Raw genomic sequence first — 23,610 nt, 5'->3', positions numbered from 1 at the left:
CGTTTCATTAAATCGGAAAAACAATTAATCGATTGTGATTTTATTGAAATCGAACAATTTTATAACTACAAATTTATAAATTTTACAGCCAATGTTTCTGATTGTTGCTAAATATTTAATTCCGAAGGGCTATCGCGGAATGGCTGTTTTTCCATTCATTTTAGTAAAATATTATAAAGATCAGGTAAATGTTATTTTTTTAAATCACGAAAAAATACATTTAAGACAGCAAATAGAAATGTTGATTCTTCCGTTTTTTATTTGGTACATTTTAGAGTTTTTTATTCGTTCTATCCAATACAAAAACAGAGATTTGGCCTATAGAAATATTAGTTTTGAAAGAGAGGCATACGAAAATGAAACCAATTTAACTTATCTGAAGAAACGGTCATTTTTTCAGTTTCTGAAATACATAAAATTAAAATGAATCCAGTTTTTAATCAGCCCATAAATATTCAGTTTTCAAACGACATTTCTTTGACGATAAAGCGTGAAGATCTGATTCATCCTTTTGTATCGGGAAATAAATTCAGGAAACTGAAATACAATTTGCTTCAGGCGAAAGCCGAAAACAAAGATACTTTACTGACTTTTGGCGGCGCATTTTCGAACCATATTGCAGCTGTGGCTTATGCAGGAAAAGAGCAGGGGTTTAAAACAATCGGAATCATTCGCGGTGATGAACTTTTGGATAAAATAGAAGAAAATCCAACCCTTAAATTCGCACAGGAAAACGGAATGCAATTTGAATTTGTTTCCAGAGAAAATTATCGTTTAAAAAACGAAGAATCATACATTAAAAATTTAAAAGAGAAATTCGGAGATTTTTATTTAGTTCCCGAAGGCGGTACAAACGTACTGGCGGTGAAAGGCTGCGAAGAAATTTTGACTGATGAAGATTCAGTTTTTAATTATGTTTGCTGTGCAGTTGGAACTGGGGGAACCATTTCAGGATTAATAAATAATGCGTTGCCAAATCAGCAAATTTTAGGGTTTCCGGCGTTAAAAGGTAACTTTTTAAACGATGAAATTCGTATTTTTGCCCAAAAAGATAACTGGAATTTAATTTCGGACTATCATTTTGGAGGTTATGGCAAGGTAAATTTGGAATTAATCGAATTTATCAATTCTTTTTTTGAAGAAAATAAAGTGCCTTTAGATCCAATTTATACGGGAAAGATGGTTTTTGGCGTTATTGATTTAATCCATAAAAACTATTTTTCTGCACATTCAAAAATTTTACTCATTCACACCGGTGGATTGCAGGGAATTGCGGGAATGAATATCAAATTGAAGCAGAAAAAATTACCAATACTCAAAATTGATGTTTAAAAAAATAATTACACTCTTCGTAGTCGCAGTATTGGCAAGCTGTTCTTCCAGCAAACCCACTATCGCAACAACTAAAAAACAGGCAGCGGTTCAAAGACCCGGAACAGCTTCGACTAAAAAAGGGACTTATTCTAAACCAATTGCTAAATATCCTTCTACAAATAACACAACTGAAGTTATTCAATCGACTTCAAAAACAGTTGTTACCAGCAGTTTAATCACCGATTATGTTTTGCAATACAAAGATATTGCCATGGGAAACATGCAAAAATACGGTATTCCGGCAAGTATTATTCTGGCACAGGGAATTCTGGAATCAGGAGCTGGAAGAGGAGATCTGGCGTTGTCAGCAAATAATCATTTCGGAATAAAATGCCACAATGACTGGCTTGGGGAAAGTGTTCGTCATGACGATGATTCGTCTCAGGAATGTTTTAGGAAATACAGAGAAGCGTCAGAATCGTATCGGGATCACGCTTTATTTTTGGTGGGTAAAAACAGATATGCCGTTTTGTTTACGTATGAAAAAGACGATTACAAAGCATGGTCAAAAGGACTGAGGGCTTGCGGCTATGCGACGGATCCTAATTATCCGGATAAATTAATCAGTTATATTGAGCGTTATAATCTGCATCAGTACGATTGTCAGGTTACAGGAAAAAATTATACGGCAATTAATAAGTCAGAACCGGTAAGGAGTTCTTCTTCGTCTTCAGTTTCAAATTCAAACGATCCGAATTTATACGAAGTCCAAAAAGGAGATACTTTGTATTCGATATCCAAAAAATTCAACATACTGGTTGATGATTTAAAACAAAAAAATAATCTTTCAGATAATACGCTTTCCGTTGGACAAAGATTGAAAGTGAAATAATTAATTATAAATTGTTAATTATAAATTGTCAATTGGAAAAAAATCTAAGAAGTCTAAGATCTAATAATCTCAAAAAAAATGATTTATAAAAGAAGTAGTCAGCTTTTTGCTGAAGCAGAAAAAGTAATTCCGGGTGGCGTAAATTCACCGGTTAGAGCATTTAAAGCCGTGGGTGGAACTCCAATTTTTGTAAAAAGTGCTAAAGGTGCTTATTTATTTGATGAAGACGGAAATAAATTAATCGATTATATTAACTCCTGGGGACCAATGGTTTTGGGTCATGCCTATAAGCCGGTTGTGGATGCGGTAATCGAAAAAGCAAAACTGGGAACTTCATTTGGAATGCCAACAGAACTGGAAACAGAAATAGCAGCTTTAGCCGTTTCAATGGTTCCGAATATTGATAAAATCCGTTTTGTAAACTCAGGTACAGAAGCTTGTATGAGTGCGATTCGTCTGGCTCGTGGGTTTACAAAAAGAGACAAAATCATCAAATTTGCAGGCTGTTACCACGGACATTCTGATTCTTTTTTGATTCAGGCCGGAAGTGGAGCCGTAACTTTTGGCTCACCAAACAGTCCCGGAGTTACAGAAGGAACTGCAAAAGATACGTTATTGGCGAAATACAATGATTTAGAGAATGTAAAAACTTTAGTCGAAGCTAATAAAGGAGAAATTGCAGCCATTATTATTGAAGCCGTTGCAGGAAATATGGGCTGTATTCCGCCTCAGAAAGGTTTCTTACAAGGTTTAAGAGATTTATGTACCGCAAACGGAATTTTACTGATTTTTGATGAGGTAATGACAGGTTTCCGTTTGGCAAAAGGCGGTGTTCAGGAATTATTCAATATTGATGCTGATATTGTAACATTCGGAAAAGTAATCGGTGGCGGATTGCCGGTTGGTGCTTTTGCTGCACGTGAAGAAATTATGAATCATTTAGCACCTCTTGGTCCGGTTTATCAGGCTGGAACATTATCAGGGAATCCACTGGCAATGGCTGCCGGATTAGCGATGCTGCAATCTTTAAATAATGATCCTGAAATTTTTACCCGATTAGAAGAAAAAACAGCTTATCTGAAAGCAGGAATTGACAGGGTTTTAAAAGCGAATAATATTGTCTTTACAATCAACAGAGTTGGTTCAATGATTTCTGTACATTTTGATGCAAATCCGGTTACCGATTTTCAAACAGCTGCAAAAGGCGATAACGAAACGTTTAAGAAATTCTTCCACGGTTTGTTGCAGGAAGGCGTTTATATTGCGCCATCAGCATACGAAACCTGGTTTATTACAGATGCTTTAACTTATGAAGATTTAGATTTTACTATTAATGCAATTGATAAGGTTTCTAAAACTTTTTAATAATAAAGAAAGAGGCTTTCGGGCCTCTTTCTTGTTTTAATGTTATAGGTTGTCATTTTTGCGTTCTCTCATTTTATCTCTTACCTTGTCTTTATTTTCCTCCTGATTTTTTTTCCATTTTGTGTATTGATCGGCAGTTAAGATTTCTTTCATTTTAGTGTCATTTGCATTCATTTCTGCTGTCATTTCTTTTTTGAAGGCTTCTCTCTGTTCAGCAGTTAGTTTTGTGCCTTTTTCTCTTTGCTCTTTTCGGGCTTCTCTTAATTTTTCCGTCTTAGCACTTCTTTCAGCAATCAATTGCTTTACTTTCTCTTGTTGTTTTGCATCTAAAGTCAATTCAGAAGTTAGTTTTTTCAGTTGTTTTTCATTACGCTGTTCCGGAGTTAATCGCTCTCTTTGTTCGCGCATTGGTTTTTGATCCATCTCGGCATCGCCATCCTGGGCAAAACTTGCTACTCCAACGAATAATAAAGCTGCCATAAATAATTTTTTCATGATTTGTTTTTTTAAGGTTATATCATTTAGACTTTATCAAGTTAAATAGGTTTAATCTGATCCTCAGAATTATAGATTCTTTAACAAATTGAATATTTTTTTTAAAAGGTTTTCGTGATGGTGATGAAATGACGGAATTATTTGCTTAATTTTAATAATGTATCACGCTTGTAACACATTTAAAAATTCGTTAGTATGAGTTCAGCAACAAACAAAATTGCTATTTTTTCTACACAGCCCTATGATAAAATCTTTTTTAATAAATACAATGATTTTGGTTATCAGTTAGATTTTTATGAAACACAGCTAAATCCACAGACGGTTATTCTAATCGAAAATGCAGCAATTGTCTGTGTTTTCGTCAACGATATAGTCAACGAAGCTGTAATCAAACAATTGGCTGAAAGAGACGTGAGAATTATTGCATTACGTTGTGCAGGTTTTAATAATGTCGATTTAGAAGCAGCCAAAAAATACAACTTAAAAGTGTGCCGTGTTCCGGCGTATTCACCACAAGCTGTTGCAGAACATGCAATGGCCATGATTTTAACATTAAACAGAAAAACACACAAAGCCTACAACAGAGTCCGTGAACAAAACTTTTCGTTAAACGGATTGTTAGGTTTCGATTTATTCGGAAAAACAATCGGAATTATCGGAACAGGAAATATCGGAAAAGCTTTTGCGAAAATTGCCTTGGGTTTTGGCTGTAAAGTTTTAGCGTATGATATTGTGACAAACTCTGAAATGGAGAAGGATGGAGTTGAATTTGTGTCTTTAGAGACTATTTTTAAATCAAGTGATATTATTTCACTTCACTGCCCGTTAAATGAGCAAACCAAGCATGTTATCAATGAAAAATCAATCGCTTTGATGAAAGATCACGTAATGATTATCAATACAAGCAGAGGAGGATTAATTGAAACTGCCTGTATAATTCAGGGTTTAAAAGAAGGGAAAATAGGTTATTTAGGAATCGATGTTTACGAACAGGAAGAGAAACTGTTCTTTAGGGATTTATCAGCCGATATAATTCAGGATGATGCAATTCAAAGATTAATGAGTTTTCCAAATGTGTTAGTAACGGCACATCAGGCATTTTTTACCAATGAAGCTTTAACGCAGATTGCTTTGGTGACTTTTAATAATATAAAATCACTTTTAGTTCAGAATGATATTGAAAATAAAGGGGCATTATTGGTTTAAAAAAAATAAACCCGACAGGTTTTAAAAATCTGTCGGGTTTGAAATTTTAGAATTTTATAAAATTACCTTCTGAAAATTCCGAGTTATATTGTTTGAATAAAACTTTTCGTGCTTGATCTCCGGCTTTAATTACTCTTGATTTGGATTTAAAACAAATTTGAGAGAAAATTGAAAATGAACTTAGATCTATTTCTGAATTATAAAACTTAATTGTTGCAATTAATTGTTCTGTTGCATCATTTCTTTCTTTTTTTCTATTTCGTAGTTTGACATCTTTTGATTCAATGAAATAAATGTTTTTGTTTTCATAAACTACCCAGTCACATTTTTTAGATTTTTCATTCTTCATGACAGAATATTCGTTTTCGAGAAATAAAATTTCTTTCGAATTTTCATTTTCTAAACAAAGATTCCAATATTCTTCTTCAGATCTAAATGTAACTATGGAATCTTTTATTTCTTCTAGAAAGTAAATTGGATCAATTAATATTTTATAACAAACATCTTTTTCCAGATTAGGAAAATTAGCCAATAGCTCATCAAAACTCATAGATCTAAAAGTTTATCAAATTCATCAACAAAAGCATCCGAAACACCATCAATCATATTTTCAGAAATCTGTCCTAATTTATCATTCATGATTTTTTTTGCTTTACCATTTTTCAATTCGTAAGCAATGAAATTTTTAGGATTTAACCAGGATTCTTTTTTTATGATTTTATTTACTTCTTTAGGTCTTGTTTGCCCTCTATCATAAGCCAATAATAAATTGTTTATAGAAGCCAAAACAAATGGGCTATGTGTGGTAAGGATTAAATTCTTTCGGTCAAACAAACAGTTTTTAACTAAGTATTTAATTAATTCATGTTGTGCTTTTGGATATAAATTTAATTCAGGCTCTTCGACTACAAAATTGAAATTGTATTCTTCTTTTAAAGTTTTAGAATATTCTACTAAAAGTAAAATTGGAATTATGGATTGTAAGCCTGATGCAGATTCTAATAAATCAACCTTTTCGGTTTCGTTATGATAGATATAAGATGTTTTACCTTCTCTTTTGTATTTAATTTTTTTGTCAATAATACTTAATGGTAACTCTTTTATTGTTTGCAATGCTTTTTCATATTCCGTTCCTATATTTAATATATGTTCAGGAATGTTAACTCCACTTTTAATTAACCCCATAACTTTTCCTTCTATTAAATGCAAAAAACTCCGCTCGGAAGGAATATATATTGAGTCAAATAGATATAAATTAGGTAAAAGATCAATTAATTGTTCAAATAATTCAATATAATTTTCTGTAGTTTTTTCTTTTTCAAGTATATCGAATAATTCATCGATGCAATTTTCTTTGAAATTTTGCAGAGTACTTCTTTTGAAAAACTCTGTAAATTTTATTTTTTGAGATTTTGTATTAAATATATGGAGCGTTTTTTCATAATTGTTAGAGAAACAATCTACTATCTCTGAATTTAAACTTCTTTTTAAGCTTTTAATTACTTTTTTTTGATCTGAATTTACATCTTTACTTACTTCTTTGATTAACGATAAAAATCTAAAAGCAGTTGCTTTAGAAAAAACGCCTTTATTATATTTTAATGAGAAAGGACTTTTTTCAATGTAATTTATATTATCATAAGAAATGAATGTCTCTTCTTTTAAATAATTGAAAATATTATATTTTTTGAGTTCTTCTTCGAAAGTTACAGTGTCGTCATTTCTAAAATCATCATCTTCCAATATCGAAATCAATTTAGCCAAGGTACTCTTCCCAGAAGCCTGCGCCCCAATAAAAGTAACCATTTCTCTAACTTCGATATCAATATCTTTTAGAGGGCCGAAATTTTTAACAATAAGTTTTGCTCTTTCCATGTTTTCAAAATTAAGGAAAATATTTATATGTGAAAAAGGAGCTTCAATAAAAGCTCCTTTTTAAATTTTTATATGATTTTAGAGGAATTTACCCCACCAATTCCACAAACTTAAACTCACCCTCCACAGCAACTTTCGTCAAACCATGTTTAGATAAATTTTTCATCGAAGCATCCCATTTTTTACCGCTTAAATTTGCCGTAATTTTTAATTGCTGAAGGTCCATTTTATTGTCATTTCCTTTCAATAAGTCTACGATGAATTTCTCTTCATCAGAAAGTTCAACTGTTTGTTTTTTCTCCGGACGCATTTGCGGGAACAATAAAACTTCCTGGATAGAAGCGTTATTTGTTAAATACATAATCAAACGATCCATTCCAATTCCCATTCCGGATGTTGGAGGCATACCGTATTCAAGGGCTCTTAAGAAATCCTCGTCGATAATTCCGTTTGCTTCATCGTCACCTTTTTCAGAAAGACGCATTTGGTCTTCAAAACGCTCACGTTGGTCAATTGGGTCATTTAATTCAGAATAAGCATTGGCGATTTCCTTTCCGCAAACCATTAATTCAAAACGCTCAGTTAAGTCTGGATTATCACGGTGCTCTTTACAAAGCGGAGACATTTCTTTAGGATAATCCGTAATGAAAGTTGGCTGAATATAATTTCCTTCGCATTTCGCTCCAAAAATCTCATCAATCAGTTTTCCTTTACCCATAGTGTTGTCAACCTCGATTCCCATTCCGCGTGCAGCTTCAAACAATTCCTGTTCAGTTTTTCCCGAAATATCAAATCCGGTAAAATGTTTGATAGAATCTGTCATCGTCACACGTGCATAAGGCGCTTTAAAGTTGATTTTATGCTCGCCAAAAGTAACTTCGCTGGTTCCGTTAACGGCAATCGCACAATGCTCAAGCAAGCCTTCAGCAAATTCCATCATCCAGTTGTAGTCTTTGTAGGCTACATATATTTCCATAGCGGTAAATTCAGGATTATGCGTTCTGTCCATTCCTTCATTTCTAAAGTTTTTAGAAAACTCATAAACACCTTCAAAACCACCAACAATTAATCTTTTTAAATACAATTCGTTCGCAATACGCATGTAAAGCGGAATATCAAGCGAATTATGATGCGTAATAAAAGGCCTTGCCGAAGCACCACCTGCAATTGGCTGTAAAACCGGAGTCTCAACCTCAAGATAACCCGCATCATTAAAATAGCCACGCATCGCAGTAAACAACTTGGTACGTTTGATAAAAGTATCTTTAACATGTTGATTCACTGTTAAATCCACATAACGCATTCTGTAACGCAACTCAGCATCATTAAATGCATCGTGAATGTTTCCGTCTTCGTCAACTTTTGGCAAAGGCAACGGACGAAGTGTTTTACTCAAAAAAGTAAAACCGTCAACGCGAATACATTGCGCACCCACTTTCGTAGTAAACAATTCTCCTTCAATACCAATAAAATCCCCTAAATCAGTTAATTTTTTAAATACCGTGTTGTATAAAGTTTTATCATCACCTTCACACAAAACATCGCGATTTACGTACAATTGCAAACGTCCTTCACTATCCTGCAATTCGGCAAAACAAGCTTTTCCCTGATCACGAACACTCATCAAACGTCCCGCAACGATCACCTTCTTACCTTCTTCAAACGTTTCCTTTATCTGCTTCGAAGTATGATTTACAGGAAAAAGATTAGCCGGATAAGGATTGATTCCTAAGTTGCGTAAGTTTTGAAGTTTTTCTCTTCTTATGATTTCTTGTTCTGATAATGCCATTTTGTGCTCTTTTTTTAAGTGTGCAAAGATAGTTTTTAAGTCGCAAAGTTGCAAAGTCATAAAGTCTAAAGTTTTAGAAAAGAGCAATGTTTTTTATTAGAAGCAGAAAAAACGTTTCTTAATTATCTTTTGTCCCGCTATTCGTTACAATCTTTTATGCCGAACACCGGCATAAAAGGATTTTCACTTCTATCGGGGCTAGATTAGAAATTTTTATTTTCAAAAGACATTTTAGTAGAAGTGTTAGCAATAAAACCTTGAACTAGTTGTAAAACTTAGCAACTTAGAATCTCATAATCTTAGTAGCTTAAAAAAGTTCGTATCTTTGATAAAAAATTAACCATGATGAAATTATATAAATTACTTAGTTTTTCTTTTTTATTGGCAACACTTACAAGCTGCACTTTTACTGAAAATATAACCATCAATGATAACGGAACAGGCAAATTTTCTGTAGATATGGATGGTTCGTCTTTAATGGCAATGGCTGGAGACCAGATAGGCAGCCAGATGGGAGCAGATACTAAAAAATCCATGGATTCTACTTTTACTTTTAAACAGCTAATTGCAGAAAAACAAGACAGTATCTCAAAGTTATCTCCCGAAGCTCAAAAAGAAATTAAAAAACTGGAGAATTTTGTTTTCAATATAAAAATGAACGGAGAGCAAAAACAGTTTTTAATGAACATTGCTACTGACTTTAAAAGTGTAAATGAACTGCAGGACGTACTACAGTCGATGAATACTCTTCAAAAGCTGGAAGGAGGAGCAAATCCATCAACTCCTTTTGCAGGTCTAGGTGATAATAAAAGTAAACTAAGCTATACATATAACGGAAAGAAATTTACCCGTAAGGCAATAATAGACAAACAAAAACTGACTGAAAAAGCGAATGATTCGACAGCAGATATGTCAAAAATGATTTTTGCTTCTTCTAATTATATCGTAAAATATCATTTTCCTAAAAAAATAAAGAAAGTTTCAAATCCGAATGCTTTATTTAGTGAGGACAGAAAAACAATTACAATTCAATACCCTTTCACGGATTATATGGAGAATCCTGACAAACTAAACTTTGATGTTGAGTTTGAAAAATAATTAAAATGAACAAAAAAATTCAACTTCAGGATTTAGGAAGTAAAGATTATAAATCGGCCTGGGAATATCAGGAAGAACTTTTTAAGGATATAGTCGATTTAAAAATTAAAAACAGAAGAGAAGAACTGGATTTAGAAACTCCAAATTATCTGCTTTTTGTAGAACATCCGCATGTGTATACTTTAGGTAAAAGCGGTGATCTCGAAAATTTGTTATTAAACGAAAAACAGCTCGAAGCAAAAGGAGCATCCTTTTATAAAATCAATCGTGGCGGAGATATTACCTATCACGGTCCCGGACAAATTGTAGGTTATCCGATTCTGGATTTAGAGAACTTTTTTACAGATATTCATAAATATTTACGTTTTCTCGAAGAAGCCATTATTTTAACCCTGAACGAATATGGCTTAGAATGTGGACGAAGCGATGGAGAAACCGGAGTCTGGCTTGGTGTTGGAACTCCATTTGCACGTAAAATCTGCGCTATGGGTGTGCGTGCTTCACGCTGGGTAACCATGCACGGCTTTGCCTTAAATGTAAATGTAGATTTGGGGTATTTTGACAATATTATTCCGTGTGGAATTCGTGGTAAAGCGGTTACATCTTTAAACGTTGAACTTGGAGTAGAAAAGGTAGGCGAAGAGGAAGTGAAAGCTAAAATCATCAAACATTTGACTCATTTGTTTGAGGCTGAATTTATTTAAAGACAGCTTTAAAAAATATAAGTAGTAATAAAAAATTAAAAGAGACAAAAAATTTCATAATTGATTGTCTCTTTTCTATTTAAAATTCTTTTCCTCTCCTTTTGATTTATATAACATAAGACCAATTATCTAAAACAAAACAGCATTATGTTATAAAATTAGTCACTGTTTTTTGATAGAAAATAGTATTTAATCCAAATGATAAAAATTATAAAATGGATTTCTTATAACCTTAGTTCGATTAATACAGCACAGAACTTGTTTACAAATAAATTATATCAGTTAATGTTCCTGTAAGGTTTTTTCAACCTTGTAGGATTTTGAATAAATAACAAATTATGAAAGTATTGTAATTCTTTTCTGTATTTATGCTAAATTTGAGTAAATACTTTATTGTAAGATTTATTAATCAAATTTGTCTGACTTATGAGAAAAATTTACTTCATCTGTATTCTTTTTATATGTAATGGTCTTCTGGCTCAAAAGAAGGAAAAATTATATCCGGTTACGATTTATGAAAAAGCGTGGCAGGAACGCAATAATGACGCCAGATTAAAATTAATAAAAACGATTTGGCTCGAGGACAGCACTTTCGAAGATCCTTCTGCTTCTATAAAAGGTATAGCTGCATTTAATAATGTCATCAATGAGTTTTATAAAAAAAATCCGGATGCTGTACTAACTTCCGGGGCAAAAACGGTAAAAGACAATTATGTGACCTGGGACTGGAAGATTCAGGATTCTAAAAATAAGCTGATAATGGCCGGTCGTGAGTTTGCCAGATTAAACGGAAAAGGACAGGTGAGTAAAATTATCAGTTTTTGGGATATGGATGCAGCTTTGTCTGAGGCTGATGTTTTGAAAAATCTTGAAGCTGATAATTTTAAAGTGGTAGCACAATATTTTGAATCTCTTTTTAAAACAAAGGATTTTATTACAATAGCAGCCATAATAGAAGAAGACGCAGTTTATAATCAGGCAGAAGGTTTGCCTTATGGAGGAACTTATAAAGGCTTTAATGAATGGACCAAAATGTTTGCAAAATCAGCCGAGTTCTTTGATTTTCAGATAGAAAAAGAACCTGTTTATTTTAGTGATGCTTCCAAAAAGGAAGTTATTATTTATTTTACCATAAATTGTAAATCAAAAAAGTCAGGCAAAACACTTTCGATGCCAGTCTCGGAACATTTTGATTTAAAAAACGGAAAAATTACTGCTATTAGGCCATTTTATTTTGATACGAAACAATTTGCAGAATTTTTGAAAAGCAGAAAGTAACAATATAGTTTTACCAATGAATTAGATTTTTTTTGATGAGGCAGGTATTGTTTCAGATTTAAAGTACTTAGGGATGTAAAAGTAAGATTAAGCAACTTTTTTAATAAAAGTTGGGTAACTCTTTTGTAATAGATCCTCTTTTTATCATTTAGAAATAAAGACAATCATGAATTTTTAGAATCCTCCTTTTTTTTTAAACTCAGTTAAATCATTATTTATAGTGATTTTTAATATTTTCAGTAAGTATATTTTTGTAATAATAGCTAATCATTCAAAAACTATAAGAATACGACCCTTCTATAATGGATTTTTTATAGCTAATCCATAAAATAAAAGAATAATCTGTAAGAAAAAGCGTAATATTACAAAAATCAATAGCGGTTAATTCATAAAACCAAATCGAGAAAATAAGCTAATTAAATAATAAAGCAACTCGTAAATTAAAGTATGCAGATGCTAAATTTTCGATATAACTATTTTGATAAATTCTCTTTAATAGTGTTTTAACGTAATCTTTTTTAGAACTGAAACTACATTATTTCTAAACCACAAATTTATGCAAAGCGTAATTACCGATTTATCCGGATTCATGGAATTTAATGAAAAAGAGAGTCTTGCTTTTAAAAGTATACTAAAGCCTAAAACAATCAAAAAAAATGAGCATCTTTTGTTTGAGGGAGATTTTTGCAATTTTGGTTTTTTTGTAGAAGAGGGATGTATTCGTTGTTATTATTCGGTTGATGGAACAGAATCAACAGTAAATTTTTTCTTTGAAAACGAATGGTATTCTGATTTTGAAAGTTTCTTATATGAAAAACCTTCCATGATGAATATTGAAGCTTTGGAAGATTGCCGCTTTTATTTAGCTTATAAAAATGATTTTGATAAATTAGTTTCTGAGTATCCGGTTTTTAATAATTTTTTAAGGATTATGATGCAGCGAACCATTCAGGGTTTAACAGGAAGAAATAAGTTCATGTCATTATTGTCTCATGAAGATAGATATCTTAGATTTATAAAAAACTACCCAAAGGTTGTCGAAAGAGTTTCTCTCAAATATATTGCAAGTTATTTAGGGGTAAAACCGGAGAGTTTAAGCAGAATAAGAACGCGTCTAACTTTAAATAATAAATCTTAACCTGAGTCAATTTTTAAGAAAAACCCTCTTTTTACATTTGCTTTAATAACTATAAAGTAAAGTAAAAAATGAAAAAAATATTTTTGATTATTTTAAGCCATCTTGGTTTAACTTCTTTTGCCCAGACAGGAGTTGTCAAAGGAAAAATAATTGATAAACAATCTGAAAAACCAATTTCTGGGGCGGTTATTACGCTCATCGGAAATGATGAAAATCAAACCACATCTGATGAAGAAGGAAATTTTAAGTTATTCGGAATTCCGCTGGGTAGGCAAAGCATTTCGATAAGTTTAACAGGTTATGAAAGTACATCAGTTTCTGATCTTGATATTACTACAGGAAAAGAGAATATGCTGACTATTTCAATGATGGAACAATTCAATACATTAGATGAAATTGTAGTTACTTCCGGATCCAATAAAGCTAGAGCTATAAATAAAATGGCTATAGTTTCTACAAAACAGTTTAGTCCCGAAGAAGTTACAAGGTTTTCAGGCGGGAGAAGTGACGTTGCGCGTCTGGTTTCAAATTTCGCAGGAGTTTCAACAGGTGATGATAGCCGAAATGATATCGTTGTGCGTGGAAACTCTCCTTCCGGAATGTTGTGGCGTATTGAAGGAATGCCAGTTCCAAATCCAAATCACTTCGCAACTTTAGGAACTACAGGTGGACCTGTTTCAGCATTAAATCCGAACCTTCTGGCGAATTCTGATTTTATGACTTCTGCTTTTCCTGCTGAATACGGTAATGCAATTGCCGGAGTTTTTGATTTAGGTTTCAGAAAAGGAAATCCTGATGAATATGAATACATGATAAGTGCAGGCGCATATCCCGGATTAGAATTTATGGCAGAAGGCCGCTGGGTAAAAAAGGAGGTTCGTTCGTGGCAGCTGCAAGATATGGTTTTGTTGGGATTCTGGGATTGGCCGGAACCACTGCTCAGCCTAATTACAGCGATATTAGTTTTAATGTGGCTTTTGGAAAAAGTAAATTAGGAAATTTTTCTCTTTTTGGGATATATGGTACTTCAAAAATTGATTTTTTAGGAGAAAATATTAATAAAGAAGATCCTTTTGCAGCTCAGGACGAAGATGGTTTCGTAACTTCTTCATTTGGATCAATAGGATTAAAACATAATTTAGATATTGGAAGCAATTTATCGTTAAAAACAATTATTGGATTTGCAAATTCCGGGAATACTTATAAAAATGACCGCTATTATAATTACGATACACCATCAGAAAATAAATTAAGATTTTCGGACATAGACAATTCTGAAAGCAGAATCACTTTTTCTACTCTTTTCAATTCAAAACTAAATAAAAAGATAACAATCCGGGCGGGTTTATTATTTGAAAATTATACGCTTAATGCAGATTTGGCAACCAGGGACAGACGACAGGACAATGATGGTGATGGTTATCCTGATTTGGTTCAGTTGATTCGTAATGATGGGAATTTTAATATCGTACAGCCATTTGCACAGGGGCAATTTCGATTAATGGAAAAATTAACTTTTAACGGAGGTATTCATGCCCAATATTTTTCAATTAATGAGCAATTTGTTTTTGAAACAAGAAGTGCCTTATCATATGCTGTAAATCCTAAAAATACAATAAGTTTTGGTTACGGATTACATCATCAAAGTGTCCCTGTTCCAATTTTATTTTTAAGTGAAAATATAAATGGAGACAGAGTCCAGACCAACAAAAATTTAGATTTGGTTAAGAGCGAGCATTATGTTTTGGGCTATGATGTTAAATTGGCCAATAAATGGAGAGGGAAAGTTGAGTTGTACTATCAGCAAATTGATAAAGCAGCGGTTGAATCTTCTTCAAGTAGTTATTCGTCATTAACAGAAGGTGCAGATTTTGGCTATTCAATTGATAAGACCTCTTTGATAAGTAACGGGAAAGGCCATAATCAGGGGATTGAATTCACTTTAGAGAAATTTTTCAGTCAGGGATTTTATGGTTTGTTCACCACTTCAGTTTTTGAGAGTAAATATAAAGGAAGCGATGGGATAGAACGAAACTCACCTTTTAATAATGGTTATGTCATTAATCTTTTGGGAGGAAAAGAATTTAAAATAGGAAAAGATCAGAATAATGTATTTTCGATTGATACTAAGTTTACAACAGCGGGAGGTCGTTATTATACACCGGTTAATTTGGCAGCTTCAAATGCGGCTGGATACGAAATCAGGCATGATGCAAATGCATTTAGCCGGCAATATGATCCATACCTGAGATGGGATGTGAAGTTTGGAATTAAGTTAAATAGTAAAAACAAAAAAAGGTTTCATCAATTTTATATTGATTTTCAAAATGTTACTAATAATACTAACGTTTTTACCAAACAATACAATCGGCTTACAAACACTGTGAATCAAAAAGATCAAATTGGTTTTTCACCTGATTTTGGATATAAATTTCAGTTTTAACCGATAATTTTTTTGTAATGGGCTTGTCAATTGTGATAAGCCTTTTTTATTGTTCAAAAAAATCCAATTCTAATTGTTCCGGTAAGAGTCTGAAACTCATTCGGTGGTATTTTGTAGTACCATATTTTCTTATGGCTTCGCGATGTTCTTTGGTCGGATAGCCTTTGTTTTGTTTCCAGTTGTACATCGGGAATTCTTTATGGATTTCGTTCATGAATTCATCCCGGTACGTTTTTGCCAGTACAGAAGCTGCGGCGATGCTCAAAAATTTCGAATCTCCTTTTATAATGCTTTGATTAGGAATTGATTTTAGCAAATCGATTTCTGTTGCTGAAAATTGTTTTCCAAATGTATTTTTCAGACCTAATTTTGCATTTAGCGAGCGGTTACCGTCAACAATAATAAACTCCGGGATCTGCTTTAATTTTAAAATACATTCCTGCATTCCTTTCATCGAAGCATTCAGGATATTTATTTCGTCAATCTCATCCGGATGTAAATGTGTTACAGCAAAGCATACGGCGTTTTCTTCGATAATGGGTTTTAAAGATTCTCTTATTTTTTCAGATAATTGTTTACTGTCATTTAAAAAAGAGTGCTCAAAATCAGCAGGTAAAATAACAGCTGCAGCAGTAACCGGTCCCGCCAGACAACCTCTTCCGGCTTCATCAGTCCCGGTTTCGAAGACATATCCTGAAAAATTTTTCTGAAGCATTTTTTTGAATTTTAAAAGACAAATATTATAAAATTTTCTGTAAAAATATACGTTCTTATTCTATTTGCTAAAGCAATCGTATAAATTGATGTGTTTATTTATTTATATATATTTATAATTTACCTTTGCTTTAGTAATTTTATTGAAATCATTACCCATACATAACACCATCAAATGAGAATACTTTTTTTTCTATATCTATTAGTTCTGCCCTCTTTATTATTTTCTCAGGGTGGAGCTCCCAAAAAGAGTTTAGATATGAATTCGCAATATTCTAGTATTACGGATACTGTAAAAAAGAAAAAAGCCCTTATAGCCAAAATTGAGCAATATCAAATTGTTACTATAGAGCACGATACAACTATTGTAGATACTTCGTTAACATTAAAAAGTGCTTATAAACAAAATTATCTTAGAAGAGATAATTTTGGCCTTTTGCCTTTCTCAAATATTGGCCAAACTTACAATACCTTACAATATAGCCTGACTGATTTTTCTCCCTATCCGGATATTGGTTTTCGGGGAAAACATTTTAATTTTATGGATGCCAGCGAGATTCACTATTATCACGTTGCAACACCATTGACCGAGTTATTCTTTAATACATCTGTTGGAAAAGGTCAAAATGTCGATTCGTTTATTACTTTAAATACATCGAAAAACCTTAACTTTTTTATCGGATACAGAGGTTTACGTTCAGAAGGAAAATATATCAATCAGTTAACCAGTATTGGAAATTTTAGAATTGGAGCCAGTTATAATACTACCGATAAACGTTACATTTTATATCTCCATTATGCATATCAGGATGTTTTAAATGAAGAAAATGGAGGAATTACAACCCCGGAAGATTTTGAAAGCGGAGATCCAAATTTCTCGAATCGTCAGCGACTGGAAGTTTATCTGACAGATGCCGAATCTTTCCTGAAAGGGAAAAGACTTTTTTTTGACCACGCTTTCAGAATAAATCCTAAACAGGCTAATAATAATTTGTATGTAACACATCAGTTTAATTACGAAAATAAATTTTTTGAATACAAACAGCCTACAGTTTTGTCAACCGTAGGAAATACAGTTGTTCAAAGGTTTGGAGAATCTTATGTTACCAGTAATCTTAAAGACCAGACCCGTTTTGAAAAATTGTATAACAAAGTAGGAGTAGCGTATGAGAATTCACTTCTTGGAAAATTTAATTTCTTTATTGATGATTACCGTTCAAATTATAAATATTACCGTATCATTCTTGATAATGACGGCAATGTTGCTGTTAATGATAATTTATATAGAGAAATTAATAATGTTGGTGCGCAATACGAATACCAAAAAAATAAATGGAACGGAAGATTTTTACTTACAAGATCCATTACAAAAGAGACAATTTCAGATTTAGATGCCAAGCTGAGATATAATTTAAACGAGAAAATCCAATTCGATTTTCGCTACCAAAACATAAGCAAACTGCCAAATAATAATTATGAACTGTATCAAAGCAGTTATATACAGTATAATTGGGGTGATCCTTTTAAAAATGAAAAAATCAATTCGTTTAGCGGAAAAATTTATACACCATGGCTTAATGGGGAGGTTCAGTATTCTGTATTAAACAATCACTTATATTTTGAAGATGTTTCAACACCTGAACAGACAGAAAATAGGACCCAAATTATAAATCCGGCACAATATGGAAATGCAATTAATTACATATCTATTAAAGCAAACAGAGAGTTTAAATTTGGAAAATTTGGCTTAGATAATACATTTTTATACCAAAAAGTAGATCAGTCTGAGGCTATTTTAAATGTTCCGGATTTTGTAACCAGAAATACATTATATTATTCTACCTATTTCTTTAAAAAAGCACTGTATATCCAGACCGGGATTATTTTTAATTATTTTACAAAATATTACGCAAACGATTATAATCCTGTAATAGGGGAGTTTTTTGTTCAGAATACCAAAGAGATTGGTGGCTATCCAACTTTTGATTTTTTCCTGAATGGAAGAATCCGTCAAACCCGAATTTATTTAAAAGCAGAACATTTTAATTCTTCTTTTTCAGGCAACAATTATTATGCAGCTCCAAATAATCCATATCGTGATTTTACTATCCGATTTGGATTGGTCTGGAATTTCTTCCAATAAAACAAAATTTCGATTAAAATAAAATTAAACACAGATAGAATGGACTTTTCAAATACTATTTTAGAAACCATTGGCAACACACCTTTAGTAAAACTAAATAAAGTCGTTGCTGAAATTGATGCCTTGGTATTGGCAAAAGTCGAAACTTTTAATCCCGGGAATTCTGTTAAAGACAGAATGGCAGTGAAAATGGTGGAAGACGCTGAGGCAGATGGGCGCTTAAAACCAGGCGGAACTATAATTGAAGGGACTTCCGGAAATACAGGGATGGGACTGGCACTTGTAGCTATTATCAAAGGATATAAATTGATTTGTGTAATTTCAGATAAACAATCTAAAGAAAAAATGGATATTTTGCGTGCCGTAGGTGCCAAAGTAGTCGTTTGTCCTACCGATGTGGAGCCAACTGATCCGAGATCGTATTATTCGGTTTCAAAACGTCTTGCTGAAGAAACGCCTAATTCATGGTATGTAAACCAGTATGATAATTTATCGAATTCTCTGGCACATTACGAGCAAACCGGGCCCGAAATCTGGAAACAGACAGATGGTAAAATAACGCATTTTGTTGTTGGAGTAGGGACAGGTGGCACTATTTCAGGAGTTGGAAAATATTTAAAAGAGAAAAACCCCAATATTAAGATTTGGGGAATCGATACGTACGGTTCTGTTTTTAAAAAATATCATGAAACCGGAATTTTTGATGAAAACGAAATCTATTCGTACATCACTGAGGGAATTGGAGAAGATATTTTGCCTAAAAATGTTGACTTTTCACTCATTGACGGATTTACAAAAGTTACTGATAAAGATGCGGCTGTTTATACCAGAAAAATTGCTATGGAGGAAGCTATTTTTGTTGGAAACTCTGCCGGAGCTTGTATAAAAGGATTGCTGCAGCTAAAAGAACATTTTAAACCTGATGATGTTGTCGTAGTATTATTTCATGATTCAGGAAGCCGGTATGTGGGTAAAATGTTTAATGATGACTGGATGCGTGAACGCGGTTTTCTGGATGAAAATATTACAAAAGCAGAAGACGTTATCAAGGATCATATTGATAAAGAACTGATCGTAGTTCGTACCGAAGAATTGGTTTCGCATGCTATTGAGCGTATGCGTAAGTACAAAATTTCGCAGATTCCTGTTGTAGATATTAATGGTTTTGTAGGTTCAGTGGATGAAACGGATTTGTTTAGAAGTTATGTAGCCGATAAAAATGTAGCCGAAAAACCAATCAAGGAAGTAATGGGAAAACCATTTCCGATTGTAAAATTAGGAACTCCGATCGAAGAGGTTTCAAAGTTATTTACCAAAGAAAATGATGCTGTTTTAGTAGATTTAAAAAACGGTAATTATCATATTATTACCAAATATGATATTATTGGTTCTATAAAATAATAGCCCGTCTAAAAAAAAACAAAAGGCATGCATTTTAAAAAATGCATGCCTTTTGTTTTATCTATTGATTTTTTCCTCATTATAATCTGAATTATAAGTATTCAGCCTGTTTTTACCCGTAGTCCGATTTGGACTGTCGTTTATAAATTCTTCAGCAGTCTGGGCATTTTTATTCTTTTCAGAATTAATTTTTAAATTCCGAATATTTTCTACCATGTCTTTTTCAGGACAGTTTTCGTTGTCCGGATCATAATTTTTCTCGGTCATGATTTTGTATTTTAAAGATTATTCAGTTGATTTTTTAGAGTTTGCAGTTTCCTTTTTTAAGGATAGTATAAATTTAAAAACGATTCTCTTTATTCCTTTTATAAAATTTAAATCTTCTGTTATATAATTATTAGGAACTGACTAAACAGTGTTTGTTTGTTTGTTTGTTTGTTTGTTTGTTTCCGGGGGATGCTAAAAACAAAACCCTTAAAAGTCAAGACTTGTAAGGGTTTAAAAAAATAACGAAATAGAAATTAAAACTTCATTCGTTGAATCCTGACAGCATTCAAAATAGCTAACAAGGCTACTCCAACATCAGCAAAAACAGCTTCCCACATGGTTGCCAAACCTCCGGCTCCCAGAATCAAAACTCCTGCTTTTACGACGAAAGCCAGTGTGATGTTTTGCCAGACTATTTTTTTTGTCTGTTTTCCAATATCAATCGCCATCGCTATTTTACTAGGTTTGTCATCCTGAATTACCACATCGGCAGTTTCAATGGTGGCATCGCTTCCTAGCCCGCCCATGGCAATACCAATATTACTGAGTGCCACAACGGGGGCATCATTTACACCATCGCCAACAAAGGCAACAGTTTCCTTTTTAGCCTTTATTTCTTTGACTTTATTGACTTTATCTTCTGGCAATAAGTCGCCAAAAGCATTTGCAATTCCCAGTTTTTGAGCTACAAATTGTACGACTGTGTTTTTATCACCGCTTAACATAGTGGTTTTTACATTCAGTGCTTTTAATTTATCGATGGTTATCTGCGCATCTTCTTTAATGCTGTCGGCAATGGTCAGATAACCGACAAACTTTTTGTCGTAGGCAACCGCAATCAGTGTATACACTATCGAATTGGGGTCAACATCATAAGGAATGGAGAAGGCATCCATCAACTTAAAGTTGCCAACCAATAAGCTTTTTCCATCAATGACTGCTTTTAGTCCTTGCCCTGGGATTTCTTCCACTTTTTCGAGTTTAATAGAAGTGTCAATTTTACCCACATATTCATGTATCGCAGTCGCAACGGGATGTGTGCTTTGACTTTCCAAAGTGTTTACCATTTGCAGCATTTCCTTTTCATCGAATTGTGAGTCAAAAGCAACTTCCTGTACTTTAAAAACGCCTTCGGTCATGGTTCCTGTTTTGTCCATCACAACATTCTGAATGGTGGCAATTGCATCAAGAAAATTACTTCCTTTGAACAGAATACCGTTTTTACTCGCTGCTCCAATTCCGCCAAAATAGCCTAACGGAATAGAGATTACCAATGCACAAGGGCAAGAGATAACCAAAAATACTAAGGCTCGGTAAAGCCAATCTGAAAAAACATAATCAGCTATGAACAAATAAGGAAGAAACGTAATCAGCACTGCCAGTAAAACCACAATAGGAGTATAGATTTTAGCAAACTTCCGGATGAATAATTCAGTAGGTGCTTTTTGCGCTGTGGCGTTTTGTACTAATTCTAAAATTTTAGAAAGTTTACTGTCGTTATACGCTGTGGTCACTTTTACCTGTGAAACTTTATTAAGGTTGATCATTCCGGCTAAAACAATTTCTCCTTTAGATTTTGTATCAGGTTTGCTTTCTCCTGTTAAAGCAGCAGTGTTGAACGAAGCAGTTTCAGAGATTAATTCTCCGTCCAAACCTAATTTTTCACCTGCCTTTAACTGAATGACATCACCAATTTTGGCATCTTCGGCTTTGATGATTTTAGGTTCAGAACCGACTAAAATAGTAACTTCATCTGGTCGTTGGTCCAATAAAGATTTAATATTCTTTTTTGCTTTTTTTACCGCCAAAGCCTGAAAAACTTCTCCAACAGAATAAAAAAGCATAACAGCTACCGCTTCGGGATATTCACCAATGGCAAATGCCCCAACAGTAGCAATAACCATCAACAGGAATTCAGAAAAAAGATCTTTATACCTAATACTTTCAATAGATTCTTTGATAACAGGAAAGCCGACAGGAATATAAGCGACAACATACCAGACTATTCGTATCCAGTCTCTAAACCAAATTGGTGTAAAGTAATTGTCTAAAACTATAGCAATTAACAACAATACCAAAGAAATGACTGAAGGCAGAAACATTTTGAAGACGCTTTCATTTGCATTATGGCTATGGTCATGTCCCTCATGATCTGTATGCTTTTGTTTTTTGGAAGAACAACCGCAATCATGGGTATCCGTTTGGATATGGATTTTTTGTTCTATGGTACAACAAGACTCTTTAGCCTCTGCATTATGTTGGTGTTTGTGTTCCATATTTAAATGTTTTAATGTTCGTGTTCTCCGCCACCTTTTGATTGTGATAAAAGATAATAAGCACCTTTAATCACAATTTTGGCATCCGAAGGAATTTCTTCAATTAACTTCACTTCGGTATATCCCAAATCGGTTGTTCCTACTGAGACTTCAACTGCTTTAAAGTGAATTTCTTTATGGTTTTCTCCTTCTTTTCGGTGTTCTTCATTTTTTACAACTTCTTCTTTACCAGATTCTTCAATGTAAATAAAATACTTTTCTCCGTTTTTTACAATAGCGTCTTTTGGCAATGCCGGAACCGTCTGATTCGAAATGTTGATATTTGCAGCAACATACATTCCTGAGATTAAATCTTTGGTATTGCCCGGATTTATTCTGGCGTGAACGGCAACGGTTTTACTTTCATTGGAAAACGATTTATTGATACCAAATATTTTCCCTTTAATCGCTTTATTCGATTGATTGGTCAGTATAAAATCGACTTCCTGTCCTATCGAAATTTTACCTAAATCCTTTTCAAATACATTCAGGTCGAGGTGCATCTGACTATTGTCAACTACTTCAAACAAAGTTACGCCAGTTTCTGCAAATGCACCTTTGGTAATATTGATATTACCCACATAACCACTAATTGGAGAGACTATAGGGACTAAGGAAGTACTGCCTTTAGGATTTACATTGAGTGCCTGTAATTTGTTTTTGGCTGCCTGTGCTTTGGCTCTTTCAGAAGCGAGTTTTGATTTTACTTCCTGAAATGTTTTTCTCGGATTTACATTCTCTTCACTTAATGTTTTCTGACGCTTAAATTCCTGCTCCAGATATTCAATATTCGCCACTGCCGACTGATATTCTTCCTGCATTTCAGAAACTTCCAGATTTTGGATGGTTGCCAATGTTTTACCTTTTGCTACAAATGTTCCTTCCAAAACAAAAATATCTTTTACAACTCCGCCAATTAGTGTCGAAACATCAGCTCTGTTTTGGGGTGGTACAGCTGTGTAACCGTTAGCTTTGATTATGGTGTTGAGGTTTTTCATTTCAATACTACCCGTTTCAATTCCGATAGTTTTGGCTTGTTTTTCGGTTAATGCTACTTCGGTTTCTGATTTTTCTTCGGCATGTTCTTTTTCGGTTTTCTTTTCTCCACAGGAAATAAAAAGGAAAATGGAAAGTAGAAGTATTTTATTGACTATTATATTTTTCATCTTGTAT

The 23,610-nt window shown here is 33.3% G+C and carries 21 protein-coding genes; 13 read left to right on the top strand and 8 right to left on the bottom strand.

What is annotated here, in order from left to right:
- Positions 1–91: 91 nt before the first annotated feature.
- The 4 genes from FLACHUCJ7_RS04355 to hemL all read left to right on the top strand — a co-directional run bounded on the left by FLACHUCJ7_RS04355 (position 92) and on the right by hemL (position 3,571).
- A complete protein-coding gene (locus tag FLACHUCJ7_RS04355) occupies positions 92–427 on the top strand; it encodes a hypothetical protein (protein WP_078227553.1) in 336 nt (111 codons plus the stop codon).
- The gene (locus tag FLACHUCJ7_RS04350; protein WP_180908035.1) at positions 424–1,332 is read left to right on the top strand and encodes a 1-aminocyclopropane-1-carboxylate deaminase/D-cysteine desulfhydrase; all 909 of its coding nucleotides are present in this window, start codon (positions 424–426) and stop codon (positions 1,330–1,332) included. The genes FLACHUCJ7_RS04355 and FLACHUCJ7_RS04350 overlap by 4 nt, the downstream gene beginning before the upstream one ends.
- Positions 1,325–2,206: a glucosaminidase domain-containing protein gene (locus tag FLACHUCJ7_RS04345; protein ID WP_180908034.1), complete on the top strand. Its 882-nt coding sequence runs from the start codon at positions 1,325–1,327 to the stop codon at positions 2,204–2,206. The genes FLACHUCJ7_RS04350 and FLACHUCJ7_RS04345 overlap by 8 nt, the downstream gene beginning before the upstream one ends.
- 78 nt (positions 2,207–2,284) lie before the next feature.
- The gene (gene hemL / locus FLACHUCJ7_RS04340; protein WP_180908033.1) at positions 2,285–3,571 is read left to right on the top strand and encodes a glutamate-1-semialdehyde 2,1-aminomutase; all 1,287 of its coding nucleotides are present in this window, start codon (positions 2,285–2,287) and stop codon (positions 3,569–3,571) included.
- A gap of 42 nt (positions 3,572–3,613) precedes the next feature.
- Here hemL and FLACHUCJ7_RS04335 read toward each other — a convergent pair whose 3' ends face one another.
- A complete protein-coding gene (locus FLACHUCJ7_RS04335) occupies positions 3,614–4,066 on the bottom strand; it encodes a hypothetical protein (protein ID WP_078227558.1) in 453 nt (150 codons plus the stop codon).
- A 195-nt stretch (positions 4,067–4,261) separates the two neighbouring features.
- Here FLACHUCJ7_RS04335 and FLACHUCJ7_RS04330 point away from each other — a divergent pair, with 195 nt between their 5' ends.
- Positions 4,262–5,272, top strand: a complete 1,011-nt coding sequence (locus FLACHUCJ7_RS04330; protein ID WP_180908032.1) for a 2-hydroxyacid dehydrogenase — start codon at positions 4,262–4,264, stop codon at positions 5,270–5,272.
- Positions 5,273–5,318: 46 nt separating this feature from the next.
- On the opposite strand, the gene FLACHUCJ7_RS04325 is transcribed toward FLACHUCJ7_RS04330, so the two are convergent.
- The 3 genes from FLACHUCJ7_RS04325 to lysS all read right to left on the bottom strand — a co-directional run bounded on the left by FLACHUCJ7_RS04325 (position 5,319) and on the right by lysS (position 8,936).
- Entirely contained in the window at positions 5,319–5,822 is a 504-nt protein-coding gene (locus tag FLACHUCJ7_RS04325) for a hypothetical protein (protein ID WP_180908031.1), read from the bottom strand.
- Positions 5,819–7,147 (bottom strand): AAA family ATPase, encoded by a 1,329-nt coding sequence (locus tag FLACHUCJ7_RS04320; RefSeq protein WP_180908030.1) that lies wholly within the window; start codon positions 7,145–7,147, stop codon positions 5,819–5,821. Before FLACHUCJ7_RS04320 ends, FLACHUCJ7_RS04325 begins: the two co-directional genes overlap by 4 nt.
- A gap of 88 nt (positions 7,148–7,235) precedes the next feature.
- On the bottom strand, positions 7,236–8,936 hold the full coding sequence (gene lysS / locus FLACHUCJ7_RS04315) for a lysine--tRNA ligase (protein ID WP_180908029.1): 1,701 nt from the start codon (positions 8,934–8,936) through the stop codon (positions 7,236–7,238).
- Between the two features lie 342 nt (positions 8,937–9,278).
- Here lysS and FLACHUCJ7_RS04310 point away from each other — a divergent pair, with 342 nt between their 5' ends.
- The 6 genes from FLACHUCJ7_RS04310 to FLACHUCJ7_RS04290 all read left to right on the top strand — a co-directional run bounded on the left by FLACHUCJ7_RS04310 (position 9,279) and on the right by FLACHUCJ7_RS04290 (position 15,597).
- The gene (locus FLACHUCJ7_RS04310) at positions 9,279–10,034 is read left to right on the top strand and encodes a hypothetical protein (RefSeq protein WP_223255426.1); all 756 of its coding nucleotides are present in this window, start codon (positions 9,279–9,281) and stop codon (positions 10,032–10,034) included.
- A gap of 5 nt (positions 10,035–10,039) precedes the next feature.
- On the top strand, positions 10,040–10,738 hold the full coding sequence (gene lipB, locus FLACHUCJ7_RS04305; RefSeq protein WP_180908028.1) for a lipoyl(octanoyl) transferase LipB: 699 nt from the start codon (positions 10,040–10,042) through the stop codon (positions 10,736–10,738).
- A gap of 426 nt (positions 10,739–11,164) precedes the next feature.
- On the top strand, positions 11,165–12,016 hold the full coding sequence (locus FLACHUCJ7_RS04300; RefSeq protein ID WP_180908027.1) for a nuclear transport factor 2 family protein: 852 nt from the start codon (positions 11,165–11,167) through the stop codon (positions 12,014–12,016).
- Between the two features lie 556 nt (positions 12,017–12,572).
- Complete coding sequence (locus FLACHUCJ7_RS04295) at positions 12,573–13,154, top strand: Crp/Fnr family transcriptional regulator (RefSeq protein ID WP_180908026.1); 582 nt, start codon at positions 12,573–12,575, stop codon at positions 13,152–13,154.
- 68 nt (positions 13,155–13,222) lie between these two features.
- Positions 13,223–14,149, top strand: a complete 927-nt coding sequence (locus tag FLACHUCJ7_RS25275; RefSeq protein ID WP_230408787.1) for a TonB-dependent receptor — start codon at positions 13,223–13,225, stop codon at positions 14,147–14,149.
- The gene (locus FLACHUCJ7_RS04290; protein WP_230408786.1) at positions 14,038–15,597 is read left to right on the top strand and encodes a TonB-dependent receptor; all 1,560 of its coding nucleotides are present in this window, start codon (positions 14,038–14,040) and stop codon (positions 15,595–15,597) included. Before FLACHUCJ7_RS25275 ends, FLACHUCJ7_RS04290 begins: the two co-directional genes overlap by 112 nt.
- Before the next feature lie 46 nt (positions 15,598–15,643).
- On the opposite strand, the gene FLACHUCJ7_RS04285 is transcribed toward FLACHUCJ7_RS04290, so the two are convergent.
- Positions 15,644–16,312 (bottom strand): ribonuclease HII, encoded by a 669-nt coding sequence (locus tag FLACHUCJ7_RS04285; protein ID WP_180908025.1) that lies wholly within the window; start codon positions 16,310–16,312, stop codon positions 15,644–15,646.
- Between the two features lie 174 nt (positions 16,313–16,486).
- On the opposite strand from FLACHUCJ7_RS04285, the gene FLACHUCJ7_RS04280 reads away from it, so the two are divergent.
- Positions 16,487–18,454, top strand: coding sequence for a putative porin (locus FLACHUCJ7_RS04280; protein WP_180908024.1), 1,968 nt, complete (start codon positions 16,487–16,489; stop codon positions 18,452–18,454).
- 39 nt (positions 18,455–18,493) lie between these two features.
- Positions 18,494–19,855 carry a pyridoxal-phosphate dependent enzyme gene (locus FLACHUCJ7_RS04275; RefSeq protein WP_078227568.1) on the top strand — a complete coding sequence of 454 codons (1,362 nt, stop codon included), beginning with the start codon at positions 18,494–18,496 and terminating at the stop codon, positions 19,853–19,855.
- A gap of 57 nt (positions 19,856–19,912) precedes the next feature.
- Here FLACHUCJ7_RS04275 and FLACHUCJ7_RS04270 read toward each other — a convergent pair whose 3' ends face one another.
- The 3 genes from FLACHUCJ7_RS04270 to FLACHUCJ7_RS04260 form a co-directional block, all read right to left on the bottom strand.
- Positions 19,913–20,122: a hypothetical protein gene (locus FLACHUCJ7_RS04270; RefSeq protein ID WP_078227569.1), complete on the bottom strand. Its 210-nt coding sequence runs from the start codon at positions 20,120–20,122 to the stop codon at positions 19,913–19,915.
- 254 nt (positions 20,123–20,376) lie between these two features.
- Entirely contained in the window at positions 20,377–22,398 is a 2,022-nt protein-coding gene (locus FLACHUCJ7_RS04265) for a heavy metal translocating P-type ATPase (protein WP_180908023.1), read from the bottom strand.
- Positions 22,399–22,409: 11 nt separating this feature from the next.
- The gene (locus tag FLACHUCJ7_RS04260; RefSeq protein ID WP_180908022.1) at positions 22,410–23,603 is read right to left on the bottom strand and encodes an efflux RND transporter periplasmic adaptor subunit; all 1,194 of its coding nucleotides are present in this window, start codon (positions 23,601–23,603) and stop codon (positions 22,410–22,412) included.
- Positions 23,604–23,610: the final 7 nt, after the last annotated feature.

The organism is Flavobacterium salmonis (assembly GCF_903819435.1).
Classification (GTDB): Bacteria; Bacteroidota; Bacteroidia; order Flavobacteriales; family Flavobacteriaceae; genus Flavobacterium; species Flavobacterium chungangense.
The sequence above is the reverse complement of the archived record's forward strand: the minus strand, read 5'-3'. Positions and strand labels throughout refer to the sequence as shown.